Annotated in this window: 13 protein-coding genes; 3 read left to right on the top strand and 10 right to left on the bottom strand. The window is 46.7% G+C overall.

Annotated features, from left to right (window positions below; translation table 11 throughout):
• Window positions 1-30 precede the first annotated feature (30 nt).
• Genes BLW16_RS12160 through BLW16_RS12115 form a run of 10 tightly spaced genes read right to left on the bottom strand, consistent with a single transcriptional unit; the run spans window position 31 to window position 9136 of the window.
• The gene (locus BLW16_RS12160; protein WP_090556938.1) at window positions 31-1284 is read right to left on the bottom strand and encodes a murein hydrolase activator EnvC family protein; all 1254 of its coding nucleotides are present in this window, start codon (window positions 1282-1284) and stop codon (window positions 31-33) included.
• A gap of 21 nt (window positions 1285-1305) precedes the next feature.
• Window positions 1306-2100, bottom strand: a complete 795-nt coding sequence (locus BLW16_RS12155) for a lipoprotein insertase outer membrane protein LolB1 (RefSeq protein WP_090556936.1) — start codon at window positions 2098-2100, stop codon at window positions 1306-1308.
• A complete protein-coding gene (locus BLW16_RS12150; RefSeq protein ID WP_139298315.1) occupies window positions 2078-3502 on the bottom strand; it encodes a tetratricopeptide repeat protein in 1425 nt (474 codons plus the stop codon). Before BLW16_RS12150 ends, BLW16_RS12155 begins: the two co-directional genes overlap by 23 nt.
• Window positions 3503-3509: 7 nt before the next feature.
• Entirely contained in the window at window positions 3510-3941 is a 432-nt protein-coding gene (gene dut / locus BLW16_RS12145; RefSeq protein WP_090556932.1) for a dUTP diphosphatase, read from the bottom strand.
• Window positions 3942-3986: 45 nt separating this feature from the next.
• Window positions 3987-5474, bottom strand: a complete 1488-nt coding sequence (locus tag BLW16_RS12140; protein WP_090556930.1) for a lipopolysaccharide biosynthesis protein — start codon at window positions 5472-5474, stop codon at window positions 3987-3989.
• Between the two features lie 31 nt (window positions 5475-5505).
• Entirely contained in the window at window positions 5506-5778 is a 273-nt protein-coding gene (locus BLW16_RS12135; RefSeq protein ID WP_090556928.1) for an acylphosphatase, read from the bottom strand.
• Between the two features lie 9 nt (window positions 5779-5787).
• Window positions 5788-6735, bottom strand: a complete 948-nt coding sequence (locus BLW16_RS12130) for an NAD(P)H-dependent flavin oxidoreductase (RefSeq protein WP_090556926.1) — start codon at window positions 6733-6735, stop codon at window positions 5788-5790.
• A gap of 10 nt (window positions 6736-6745) precedes the next feature.
• Window positions 6746-7921, bottom strand: coding sequence for an amidohydrolase family protein (locus tag BLW16_RS12125; RefSeq protein ID WP_090556924.1), 1176 nt, complete (start codon window positions 7919-7921; stop codon window positions 6746-6748).
• 49 nt (window positions 7922-7970) lie between these two features.
• Window positions 7971-8588, bottom strand: coding sequence for a cupin domain-containing protein (locus BLW16_RS12120; RefSeq protein ID WP_090556922.1), 618 nt, complete (start codon window positions 8586-8588; stop codon window positions 7971-7973).
• On the bottom strand, window positions 8585-9136 hold the full coding sequence (locus BLW16_RS12115) for an RNA polymerase sigma factor (protein WP_090556920.1): 552 nt from the start codon (window positions 9134-9136) through the stop codon (window positions 8585-8587). Before BLW16_RS12115 ends, BLW16_RS12120 begins: the two co-directional genes overlap by 4 nt.
• 101 nt (window positions 9137-9237) lie before the next feature.
• Between BLW16_RS12115 and rluF the strand changes: the two genes are divergently transcribed.
• The 3 genes from rluF (at window position 9238) to BLW16_RS12100 (ending at window position 12171) form a co-directional block, all read left to right on the top strand.
• A complete protein-coding gene (gene rluF / locus BLW16_RS12110; protein ID WP_090556918.1) occupies window positions 9238-10308 on the top strand; it encodes a 23S rRNA pseudouridine(2604) synthase RluF in 1071 nt (356 codons plus the stop codon).
• Window positions 10309-10375: 67 nt separating this feature from the next.
• Window positions 10376-11428, top strand: a complete 1053-nt coding sequence (gene rlmN / locus BLW16_RS12105; protein ID WP_090556916.1) for a dual-specificity RNA methyltransferase RlmN — start codon at window positions 10376-10378, stop codon at window positions 11426-11428.
• 44 nt (window positions 11429-11472) lie between these two features.
• On the top strand, window positions 11473-12171 hold the full coding sequence (locus BLW16_RS12100; protein WP_090556914.1) for a ComF family protein: 699 nt from the start codon (window positions 11473-11475) through the stop codon (window positions 12169-12171).
• Window positions 12172-12198: the final 27 nt, after the last annotated feature.

Raw genomic sequence — 12198 nt, 5'->3', positions numbered from 1 at the left:
AACAAATATAAACATTTTAAAACCAATTATTTATTTTGCTATCCATGCTTCAGGATTCAGTTTAGCCTGTCCCCTCATGATTTCAAAATGCAATAACGGTCCGTCCGATGTTGTTGCAACGCTTCCAATCGTCTGGCGGGTCTCCACCTTATCTCCCTTCGCTACCGAAGAAGACTTTAAATTCTGGTAGATCGTAAAGTAATCACCATGACGGATGGCCACAACATATATTCCCTGTATCATCCTCACAAACAGTACCTCTCCACCAAACACAGCTCTTACAGCTGCCCCATCGCTCGTCAGAATATTTACCCCGTCATTAGTGTAACTGGCTTCCCCTTCGGTATGCCTTCCAAAGTTCTCGGTAATGGAGCCCTGTCCTACAGGCCATGGTAAACGGCCTCTGTTGTTTTCAAATCCGGCAGACAGTCTCGCTGCCTCAGGTGTGGCAGTCAGGTAATTGCTGTTGGTTTTTGCCCGTTCCACGGGAGCAGCCTTATTCTCAGCCCTTGCTTTTGCCGCAGCAGCCCTTGCTTCATCTTCAGCTTTCTTTCTCGCAATCGCAATTTCCCTGGTGATCGCATCCCTGATCGCGCGGTCTACTGCTGCCTGCTGTTTTCTTCTTTTGGCAATATCACGTCCAAGTTCTTTCTCCTGCCTGCTGACCTGGTTCAGCACATTGGCCTGTTCTTTTTTATTTCTTGCCAGTTTATCCTGCTCACTCTCCTGTTCACGGAGCAAGCTGCTTTTTGCTTTTAAACTCTTGTCCAGGATGACGATCTTATAGTTCAGATTTTTTTCTGTCCCCTGGATATAATCTGCCTGTTTCTTGCGGTACTGCCCAAATTGCTGCAGGTATTTGATCCTTTTATAGGCCTGGTTAAAATCACGCGCAGCAAAGATGAACATCATCTTATCGTATGAATTCCTGTTGCGCTGTGCAAACCTGATCATGCCCGCATATTCTTTTTTCAACTGCGCCAGCTGTCCCTGCAGTGAATGTACGGTATTCGTATTTTCATGGATCTCACTATCCAGATTTTTTATTTCTGAATTGATCACCGTAATCTTATTTTGCATCAGGTTGATCTTTGCACTTAAAGCACGGATCTCGCTTAAAGTAAGCTTTTTACTTTGGGAGGCCTTGTCCAGATTCCGCTGTAAAAGTTCAATTTCCCGCTGGATAGCTTCCTTTTTTCTCTTTAGCTGTGAGCTGCTCTGCGCAACCGCAGTTGATGCAAAGGCAACGAATAAAAGAAACAAAAATAATTTGTGTAGCTTCATTGCATCAAAAGTATAAAAAAATTAGTTTATTAACTCAAACCTTTTAGGAACAGTAAACGGAAAATCAAGCGGCACATTGCGGTCTATTTTGGAGAAATCAAAAGCAATATTCGTTTTTTTCTTTCCTGAAACAGAGTTGATCCGGGTGACGGACGGGAACAGCGCCCCGGTTACATCCTGGTAATCTGAATACACCACCTTCAGGGCCTGACCTGCCTTTACATCGTTGAGGTTCAACTCGGTAGTCTTCATCAGGGTATTGAACAGTACGCGGTAGCCCAAGTCTGTTTTGCTGCCGGAAAGGGTGAAAACACCGGCATTTAAATCCAGTGCCGAAGTTTCGTTCATCAGGTCGTCAATCGTATTTCCTGATAACACAGATTGTAACATTTTAAATGTTACCTGCTTACTGGTAAATTTGTAGATATAACTGAAGGGTTTTTTAATCGCTACAGACTGCAGATTATTCCTCACGATCAGACTGTCCGGAGTGATCAGTGCCCTGGCCACTTCAATACCCGCAATTGCAGTCATACTGATCCAGATCATCTCATCCTTTTTCACCCTGATATTTACAGACACTCCGTTTTCTTTCCCGTCAATTTCCAGGTTTACCTTTCCTTTCAGGGAAAGCGTAGTAAAGGGAAGGTCCCTAGACTTTAGCAGCTTCAGGTTTTCCAGTTTTTTGTTAGCGGCAACAGGGGCAGGTGTTACTGCTACCGGCGGTGCCTTAACAATAGTCTTTTTTGTTTTACACCCCGCAGCAACAAACAGCAGGGAAAGTATCAGCAGACTATTTAAAGTATTTTTTCTCATCTATTTTTCGTTTTAAAAGTGCCGACTCATTGCCTGCCTCTCTCGATTTCTTCCACTGCACCAGTGCATTGTCCTGTTCTCCAAGAAGGAACAGGATATCCCCGTAATGCTCCAGGTAAACATTATTTTCTGCTTCCTTGTTTCCCAGCGCCTTTTCTATCCAGGTTCTGGCAATAGCATATTTCCCGCCTTTGAACAGGACCAGCGCATAGGTATCAGCAATCGAGGCGTCATTTGGCAATGCCTTTGCCGCAATATCAATCAGGGAAACGGCCTTGTTCAGGTTTTCGTTCCTGAGTGCCAGATAATAGGCATAATTGTTTATGATCAGGTAATTCCGCGGGTCAAGCGTGATCGCTTTCTCAAAAGCCGCATCTGCAGCATCAGGCTTACGCTCATCAATCAGGATCTCCGCCTGTAATGCAAAAATCAGTGCCTGCAGTTCCCTGTTGTCGCCATCCAGCGAAAGTGCAGTCCTGATATTACCCAGGGCGGCATCATTCTGGTTTTCCCGGTGCAGGGTGAAAGCCATATAATAATACAGGATCGCCTGGTTGGGGTATACCGAAAGGGCCGCCTCTCCCATTTCAATCATTTGCCGGTACTGGCCCAGCAGGATCTGTATGTTGAGTACTTTCTCCCAGACACCATAGAGCTGATCAGAGATCTTTAAAGCCTTCTTATAACTACGGAGTGCTCCGGGCAGGTTTCCGTTCTCATACAGGATATCACCCGAAAGGGCAAAGTACAGCGGGTCTGCGGTATGTGCGGATTCAATATTTTTGAGGATGCGGGCAGCAGCAGGAAAGTTTTTCTGGCTTACGTACAGCGTGGCGAGCGACATCGAGTCGGCCGGCTGCTGGTCTGCCGTCACCCTTCTTTTTGCCCTGTCGAGCGATGCCGAAGGACCGAATTTCTTCTCCAGCAGGTCAAACGCCGCCAGTGCCTCCGCTTTTTTACCGGCTATCGACAGCGCATTGGCTTTGTCAAAATAGAAGTTCCTCTGCTCCGGCGAAAGGCGGATCAGCTGATCAAATACCGGGATGAGCTGATTCATGTTACCGGTAGTCTTGTAGAGTTCGGCCAGCAGTTTCCAGTACCAGAGATTGTCCTGTTCGAGGTTCACTGCAGTTTTGATAGCCATCTCTGCTTCGGTCATTTTATTCTGCCTGAAGTTCAGCAGCGCTATTTCATACCAGGCGGCAGCGTTTCCTGCATCAATGGCCGTAATCCTGCTGAAACTTTCATTACTTTTTGCGTAATTCTCATTCAGCTTATCCTGCAGCCCTTCAAAGAAAAGTTGTTTAATGACTGCACTGTCCCGCACAGAGATTGCTGAGCGCTGGCCTGCAGCATGCGTCCCTGTCAGTAATATACAGCATAAAACAACAATTCTGTTCATTTCTTTTTTATTTACCTGTATGTCCGTAACCTCCTTCGCCACGTGCGGTATCACTCAGTTCTTCAACACTTTCCCAGCTTACTGTTTCGTGTTTTGCAATCACCATCTGTGCAATCCTGTCGCCATTGTTCACTACGAAATCCGTATCCGACAGGTTCACCAGTAATACCTTGATCTCGCCGCGGTAATCGGCATCTATCGTTCCGGGAGAATTGACAATACTAATTCCATGTTTATAGGCCAGCCCGCTACGCGGACGGATCTGTGCCTCGTATCCAACCGGCAATTCAATATGCAATCCTGTAGGGACAAGAATACGCTGTAAAGGTTTAATCACAATTTCTTCCGGTGTAAAAGCTCTCATGTCCATACCCGCAGCGTGAGCCGTTTCATATTGAGGCAATGCCAGTCCTGATTTGTTGATAATATTGATCTTCATTCTAATATATGGTTATTTTAATATTTACTTACCGCAGTATGCGAGTTATTTACCTCTCGCCAGAAGCGCTTTTACTTCATCCTTTTCTACATAACATACTCCTGCAAAGAACAGCAGCAGCAGGCCGTTGCCAATATAGATGTTCCTGTGAAATACCCAGAATGACAGCACCACCATGACCACAGAGATCAGTAAATAGGCCAGAATCCTGTTGAGCTTATAAGGTATGGGATAATATTTTTGTCCGAGTACATATGAGATTGCCATCATGACAAAGTAGGCAAGCATTGATACCCATGCAGAACCCATGTAACTGTACTTCGGGATGAGCACAAAATTGAAGGCTATCGTAATAACAGCGCCTACCATTGAGATATAAAGGCCGTATTTTGTCTGGTCTGACAGCCTGTACCAGATCGAAAGGTTCATATAGATCCCCAGGCAGACGTAGCCGAATAACAGGTAAGGCACTGCGGGCAGGCCCACCCAGTAATTTTGGGCGATGAAATGTTTCAGTATCTCGATATTTGCCACCAGGGCGAGGAACAATAAGGAAAGGGCGATCACAAAATAATGAAGAATGATGGCGTAGGTATTGCGCGCATTCGCGTGTTTTGCATGGCTGAAAAAGAAAGGCTCGGCCCCAAGGCGAAAAGCCGTAATAAAAATGCTCAAAAAGATAGCGATCTTACAGACCGCACCATAGATTCCTACCTGCCCGTCCGCAACCGAATCCGGCAGCAACCTGCTCAATACGATCTTATCCAGGTTTTCATTGACGATAAAGGACAAATTGGCAACCAGTATAGGCCAGCTGTAGGAAAGCATTTTATAAAAAAGCGCTTTATCAAAACGGAACCTGATCTGCAAAAACTCAGGCAGCAGCAGTAAAAAGGTAAGCAGACTGGCAATCAGGTTGGAAATAAACACATAACCCACCCATCCGTGGCGGTACCAGGATTCAAACCATCCGGCCGTTGGCAGGTGACGGCTGATGATCAGCGGAACAACGTAGATAAAGAATAAGTTAAAGCCTACGAAACACCCGATATTCAGAAACTTGATCAGGCTGTATTTAAAAGCTTTCCCATCAGCCCTCAGTTTGGCAAAAGGAATCACACAGATTGCGTCCAGGAAGAGCAGCCATACAAAAAAGCGGATGTATAGCTGATAGTCCAGCACCTGCGTTTGCTGCCCGTTATTTATCCATGAGGCTATTCCGTTGGCAAATACAGAACCGGTGAGCAGGAACAGTACCGAAATAAAGGCGATGCAGAGAAAAGAGTTGTTATAGACTTCCTGTTTCTGGTCCTCATGTTTGTTCAGGTACCTGAAGTAGGTGCTTTCCATTCCAAAGGCCAGTACAGCGTTGATCAGCGAGGCATAACTGTACAGCGTGGTGAATATCCCATAAACACTGGGTACGTAAACCTTCGTAAATAATGGGGTTAAAATAAAATTAAACAGCCTGGAAAATACGGTGCTGAGACCATATACTGCTGTCTGACCTAGAAACTTTTTTAAAACTGACACTTGAGCTGGTTAAACGGGTAATAAAGCGACCCTATTTCTTAATAATTTCAAAATTACGATAGTTTTTCAGTTCGCCGGGCGTAACCTCAACGTTTTCTATCTGCGCGCGGTCGGGCCCCTCGTGGCACCATTCCAGGAATACTTCCAGTAAGGTGTCATCAGCTTCAGCCTCTATATATAAACTTCCGTCCTTCTCGTTCCTGATCATTCCCCTTACCCCCATCTGATCGGCCACAACCTTGGTCGTATACCTGAATGATACGCCCTGTACTTTTCCTGTTATTCTGATAATGATATGCTTCATATATTATATTTAGTAGCTGCTTTTATCCAGCTTTTCCTTCTCCGATAAAAACCCCTGCCAGATCTCTTCCAGTATGGCAGCCGCAGGCCGGATTGCGGTCAGCATTGCCGAAACCTGCCCGATTTCCAGTTCACCTTCCTCCATATTGCCCTCAAACATACCTAATTTTGCTCTTGCACGCCCCAATAATGCGCTTAAAGTTGCCTCGTCGGCTCCTTCTGCTTCCGCCGCAGCTACTGCAGCTTCAAAAGAATTTTTCAGCAGCCTTACCGGAACCAGCTTCTGCAGCCGCAGCCGGGTATCTCCTTCCGCAGCATGGATAATCCTTTCCTTAAACGCCGGATGAGCTGAAGATTCTTCGGCCACCGCAAATGCAGAACCGATCTGTACAGCCTCCGCTCCCAATGCCATTGCAGCAAGCATACTGCGTCCTGACGATATGCCACCCGCAGCAATAACGGGGATCTGCACAGCATCAGCTACCATCGGCACCAGGCACAGGGTAGTTGTTTCTTCCCTTCCATTGTGCCCCCCGGCTTCAAATCCTTCCGCCACAACGGCATCTGCACCGCAGGCTTCCGCCTTTTTTGCAAATTTTGTATTGGACACTACATGTACCACAGCGATGCCGTGGTCTTTTAAAAAGCCGGTCCAGAGTGCGGGATTCCCGGCTGAGGTGAATGTGATCTTCACACTCTCCTCCACGAGGATCTGCATTACCCTTTCAGTATCCGCGTACAGCAGGGGTACATTGACGGCAAAGGGCCTGTCTGTAGCCTGCTTTGCTTTTCGTATATGGTCCCTCAAAACATCAGGACACATGGAGCCCGCCCCTATGATGCCGAGTCCGCCGGCAGATGATACTGCAGCGGCCAGTCTCCAGCCACTGCACCAAACCATTCCGGCCTGGATGATGGGGTATTGAATCTGAAACAAATTGATGATACGGTTTGACATGGTAGAAATTTTAGGCCAAACGCTGAATAGTGGTTTGGGCAGTCAGCCGGCCACCCTCTGCCTGCGTGATCAGATTAACTCCCGGTTTCTTTCCTTTTTCAAAACTTCCGTACAGGTTATCTATTCCAAGGAAGGCTGCCCCGTTGAGCGTTGCCCAGCGCAGCAGTTCCTCAAAAGGTACCCCGGCCTTCTCCTGCAGGGTCAGCATTTCTGCAAGGATGCTCAGCTGCTGGTTGCTGGCCAGGCTGTCAGTCCCCAGCGTAAGGGTTACTCCTGCTGCTCTAAGCAACCCGATATCAGGCAGCCGGTTTTCGATATACAGGTTTGCATTGGGGCATAAACACCAGAATAAAAGGTCGTGTGCCCCGGCAGCAAACTCAAGGTCTTCCCTGCTGGTAAAAGTATTGTGCACCAGTAATGTTCTGGGGGCCGCAGATAAAAGCGGCAGATAGGTTTGAAGGGATGACTTTCCATGTGTCTCAAAAAATGAGATATCCAGTCCCAGGAATTCGTACAGTTTCAGAAAGTGCCCGGTCTTGCTTTCAAAAAAGGCATTCTCATCGGCAGTTTCCTGGTTATGGATGGAAACAGATTCCCCTTCTATTCCGGATACGGCATTGATCTCCGCAAAGAGCGCAGCCGATACAGAGTAAGGGGCATGCGGTACAATGGTTGCCTTTAGCGGGTGAAAAGCTGCCCGGGTAGCTTTTGCCTGTGTGATGATCTCTGCTGCGCGGCCGGGACTAAAACCCATGGCCTCCACAAAGGTCTGATAGTAGAGTTTACTCTGCAGTTTAACTTCCCTGGAGGCGATCTGATTGGAAATATCACCCACCGCCACAATGCCATTGTCAAACATCGCAGCATCCGCCTTTTCCATCGCTGCGTCCATTTCGGCAGCAGCAGCCTGTCTTTGCTGTATTACCTGCTGTACAAAACCCGGCAGGCCGGTATGCATGGCTATTTTGCCTTCCAGGTGCGAAAGTTCAAGATGGCAGTGTGTGTTGACCAGCCCAGGGACAAGGATCCCTTCGTAATATTTTATATTTTGTATGTTTTTTGCCGCAGCCTCCTCTGCAGGAAGTACATCGGCGATCGTTCCGTCAGGATGGATTGCAACTACCCCGTTTTTAATGGGTGCAGTGCTAACAGGATAGATCCGTGATGCAGAAATGTAAGAAACCATGTTTACAAATTAAGTTTATTCTTCCCAATTCTGAAAAACGGGCGTAAAATTATGCGGCGACCCTTTGCAGCAGAATTTTACAGGGAAATATAGAAGTAACGGTCACATGGTGGTTTTTATGCAGGGGGATCTGCAGATAATCGCCTCTTTTCAGCGAATGCGTTCCATGATCTTCAATGGCTATATCACAACTGCCCTCCAGGATCAGAAATCTCTCGTACTGGTCATCGTGCACCTCCTGAGGTGCCATCTCCCTGAGCCATACCAGCGCAGCTGTCAGGGCATCGGTATGGCTGAGGATCTTCGCGAAGATTCCTTCAAAATCTTCAGGCGCCACCATATCCTCACGGTTGATCCATTCCGCATAGTCTTCTATCAGAGAAAATTCGGAAAGGGGCGGAACTACTGAAAATAGCTCTCCTGCCATCAGCCGGTCCATATAATCAATTTTAGCCAGTAAGAATGGTCCGATGACAGGATCTGGTTCGATTGCATTTTCAAGGGCATAATACTCCAGGGCAGTACTGATGCCCAGTATCTCCCCGGCAATTTCTTCGGGAAATTTGCCGGCCATCATCAGCACCTCTGCATCTTCCTCATCACTGGTATCACCTAAAACATATTGTTCCAGAATTCCGGATGTTATAAATTCCTGCAGGTCCTTCATGTCAGTAATGATCCCTTTATTTGTTTAATTGTTTTAATCATTTTTTCCCTCAGCATATTAACAGGTATGCCCAATGTTGCCGCCGCTCCGGCAAAACTATGTGATTCAAAGTAAATCAGACGGATCGCTTCCTTAATTGTTACATCTACCCCTATGGCAAAGTTAACTCCTTCGGCCTGTTGTTTTTCCTTCAAATAGCTTTTAATGTCCATGGCATACACCAGGTCGATCTCCTCATGCACATCATCGGCAAACTGATTTCTCTTGTGTGCAGGTAATCCAGCCACACAGCTCATGGCTATTTTTATCACCCATGTAAATAAACGTTCTTTTTCAGCATTATAGTTTGCACGCTCTTCCCAAATTTTACGAAACACGTCCCGCATGCAGTCCTCTGCCAGCTTTTTGTCTCCCAGCGTCCTGCTCAACACGCCCAATACCGCAGGAGCGTACTTGTTATACAGTTTGTGGTATTCGTTCTTGTCGCCATATTTAAACAGACTTTCCAGGCTGGCGTCTGTATGGTCCAAAGGAGCTGCAGTAGGCATAATAGTCTGTGTTAGTTATTATTTTATAAATTTAGTAAATTATTTTGATAGCATATATGGGTATTAATTGATTACTTTGTAAAAAGAAATTAATTACGTTTATGGCTGATTCTACCACCCGATTAAATAAATACATAAGTGAAAGCGGCATGTGCTCGAGAAGAGCGGCCGACAGATATATAGAGCAGGGGAATGTATTGATTAACGGCAGAAAAGCTAAAGTTGGCGATCAGGTATACTTCGGAGACCTGGTTTCTGTGAACGGACAAGCCATTGAACCAAAACAGGCAGAGAATTCTATCTTGCTCGCATTTAACAAACCAGTTGGGGTAACCAGCACCACTGAAGCCGGCGTAAAAAGTAATATTGTTGACTATGTGAACCACAGTGAGCGCGTTTTTCCCATCGGAAGACTGGATAAGGATTCGCAGGGACTGATTTTCATGACCAACAACGGTGACCTGGTCAACAAGATCCTCCGTGCAGGAAACAACCACGAAAAAGAATACCTGGTAACGGTGAACAAACCGCTGACAGACCAGTTCATTACCAACATGGCCAAGGGCGTACCGGTGCTGGGAGTAATGACAAAAAAATGTAAGGTAACCCAGGAGAGCCCTTTCGTTTTCAGGATTACGCTGATCCAGGGACTGAACCGCCAGATCCGCCGTATGTGCGAGCACTTCGGATTTGAGGTGACCAAACTGGAGCGGGTGCGCATCATGAATATCAGCCTGAAGGGCCTTCCTGTAGGGGAATGGAGAGAACTTACTCCTGAAGAAGAAACCGATATCTATAACTTAGTAGCCAAGTCAAGCTCAGCTGCCGATAAAACACCTAAAAGGGTAGTCAAAAAAGCAGCCACCGTTAAAGAAGATGCAGATATGGTGAATGTAACACCAAAAAAGACATCTTCAAGGGCAAGACCTGCCGGAGCGGCCAAAGGCAAGGCCCCCTCAGCAAGATCTGCCTCAGCCAGGGCAGGAAAAGCAGAAGGTGCTGAAAGGCCTTCAAAAGCCTCTGCGTCAAAAGCCGGAGGTTCGTCATCGTATAAACCAGCAGGGCCATCGTCCGACTGGAATAAAAGTAACGGCCCAAGCAGAAGGTCTGTAAGACCATCCAATGGCAAGTCCGGTGCACCGGCAGGAAAAACAAGGAGCCCAAAAAGATAATGCCATCTGTTAGTCAAGTCATTATAAATATTGGGTGGCTTATTATTTTTAGGTAACTTTGCATGAAATGCTTGCTACAATAACTAAAACCGATATACGCTCGCTGAATCTTGTCCAGCTTCAGCAGCACTTCATTGAAATGAATGAACCCGCGTACCGTGCCAAACAGGTTTACCAATGGCTCTGGGAGAAATCTGCGCGTTCGTTCGAAGAAATGAGCAATTTATCCAAAGATCTGAGAAGGAAACTGGATGAATCCTATGCCATCAATGTCGTATCGGTGAGCAACTCCCAGTTCAGTAATGACCATACCATCAAGAGCGCTTTCCGTTTATATGACGGGAATATTGTGGAAGGTGTGCTGATTCCCATGGAAGAACGGATGACCGCCTGTGTGAGTTCGCAGGTAGGCTGCAGTCTGACCTGTAAATTCTGTGCAACAGGTTACATGGACAGAAAGCGTAACCTCAATGCCGATGAGATCTATGACCAGGTGGTACTGATCGATCAGCAGGCCAAACAGAACTACAATGCACCGCTGACCAATATTGTGTACATGGGTATGGGCGAACCCCTGTTAAACTATGCCAATGTATTAAAGTCAATAGAGCGCATCACTGCGCCTGACGGATTGAATATGTCTTATAAACGGATCACCGTTTCCACGGCCGGCATTGCCAAAATGATCAAAAAACTGGGAGATGATGGTGCCAAATTTAATCTTGCACTTTCCCTCCATGCTGCTGATGACAAAAAAAGGAATGAGATTATGCCCATTACAGCGCACAACTCCCTGAAAGCATTAGCCGAAGCTTTAAGATATTATTTCGCCAAGACCAAAAACCCGGTGACCTATGAATATATCGTATTCAATGGTTTCAATGACGAGATACAGGATGCAATGGACCTGGCCAGGTTCTGTAAACATGTTCCCTGCAAAGTGAACCTGATTGAATACAATCCCATCCAGTTTGCCGATTTCATCAACGCAGAAGGAGATAAGATCGATGCTTTTGCAAATTATCTGAAGAGCCAGGGCGTGAACACCAATATCCGGCGCAGCCGCGGAAAAGATATTGATGCCGCCTGCGGACAGTTAGCCGTAAAGGAGCAGGATTAAAATTCGTTAACCTCCGTATTGCAGTTTGGAATTACATTGGCCACATGCGCCGGTTTAAACAATATCTATACGATTTCTTCTGCCTGTTATTTCCCGATCCCTGCAATGCCTGCGGGGTACAGCTGGTTCATGGCGAACAGCAGATCTGTACCCGCTGCCTGTATGACCTGCCCTTTACAGACTTCCATCTCCATCAGGAAAATGCCGTAGCCAAACTATTCTGGGGCAGGATCCATTGTCATACGGCAATGGCAATGTTGTATTTCAGAAAAGGATCCCGGGTGCAGGAACTGATCCATCAGCTGAAGTACAGGTCCCGGACCGATCTAGGTTTAAGGATGGGCGCCATGCTGGCGGAAAGACTTGCTGCCTCCCCTTTTTATCACCGTGCGGACCTCATCATCCCCGTTCCCCTGCATATCAAAAAGGAAAGAAAGCGCGGATACAACCAAAGCAGGCTCATTGCAGAAGGCATGTCGCGGGTACTTCAGGTTCCGGTAAACACCAGCCTGCTCGTTCGCCGGAGGAATACCGGTACGCAAACCAAAAAAAACAGGTACAGCCGTTTTGAAAATATGAAAGCAGTTTTTTATGCGCCCATGCCTGAGGAACTGGCAGCCAAAAATGTAATACTTGTAGATGATGTGATCACTACCGGCGCCACACTTGAATCCTGCGGACAGGTGCTGCTGAATTGCGGCGTCAGCACACTAAATATCGCCGCAGTGGCATTTGCAGAATAATTATTAATGAGCAGAAAAAGGCCGGTG

The organism is Pedobacter hartonius, assembly GCF_900107535.1.
Lineage (GTDB): Bacteria > Bacteroidota > Bacteroidia > Sphingobacteriales > Sphingobacteriaceae > Pedobacter > Pedobacter hartonius.
This window is presented reverse-complemented; position numbering and strand designations above follow the sequence as displayed.

Bases quoted from the DNA above. Each gene is read 5' to 3' on its own strand.
- BLW16_RS12115 (WP_090556920.1), bottom strand. From the start codon at position 9,136: ATGCCTACTGCAGCTCCTTTGGACCATACAGACGCCAGCCTGGAAAGT.
- BLW16_RS12160 (WP_090556938.1), bottom strand. From the start codon at position 1,284: ATGAAGCTACACAAATTATTTTTGTTTCTTTTATTCGTTGCCTTTGCA.
- BLW16_RS12135 (WP_090556928.1), bottom strand. From the start codon at position 5,778: ATGAAGCATATCATTATCAGAATAACAGGAAAAGTACAGGGCGTATCA.
- BLW16_RS12155 (WP_090556936.1), bottom strand. From the start codon at position 2,100: ATGAGAAAAAATACTTTAAATAGTCTGCTGATACTTTCCCTGCTGTTT.
- BLW16_RS12130 (WP_090556926.1), bottom strand. From the start codon at position 6,735: ATGTCAAACCGTATCATCAATTTGTTTCAGATTCAATACCCCATCATC.
- rluF (WP_090556918.1), top strand. From the start codon at position 9,238: ATGGCTGATTCTACCACCCGATTAAATAAATACATAAGTGAAAGCGGC.
- rlmN (WP_090556916.1), top strand. From the start codon at position 10,376: ATGCTTGCTACAATAACTAAAACCGATATACGCTCGCTGAATCTTGTC.
- BLW16_RS12150 (WP_139298315.1), bottom strand. From the start codon at position 3,502: ATGAACAGAATTGTTGTTTTATGCTGTATATTACTGACAGGGACGCAT.
- BLW16_RS12125 (WP_090556924.1), bottom strand. From the start codon at position 7,921: ATGGTTTCTTACATTTCTGCATCACGGATCTATCCTGTTAGCACTGCA.
- dut (WP_090556932.1), bottom strand. From the start codon at position 3,941: ATGAAGATCAATATTATCAACAAATCAGGACTGGCATTGCCTCAATAT.
- BLW16_RS12120 (WP_090556922.1), bottom strand. From the start codon at position 8,588: ATGAAGGACCTGCAGGAATTTATAACATCCGGAATTCTGGAACAATAT.
- BLW16_RS12100 (WP_090556914.1), top strand. From the start codon at position 11,473: ATGCGCCGGTTTAAACAATATCTATACGATTTCTTCTGCCTGTTATTT.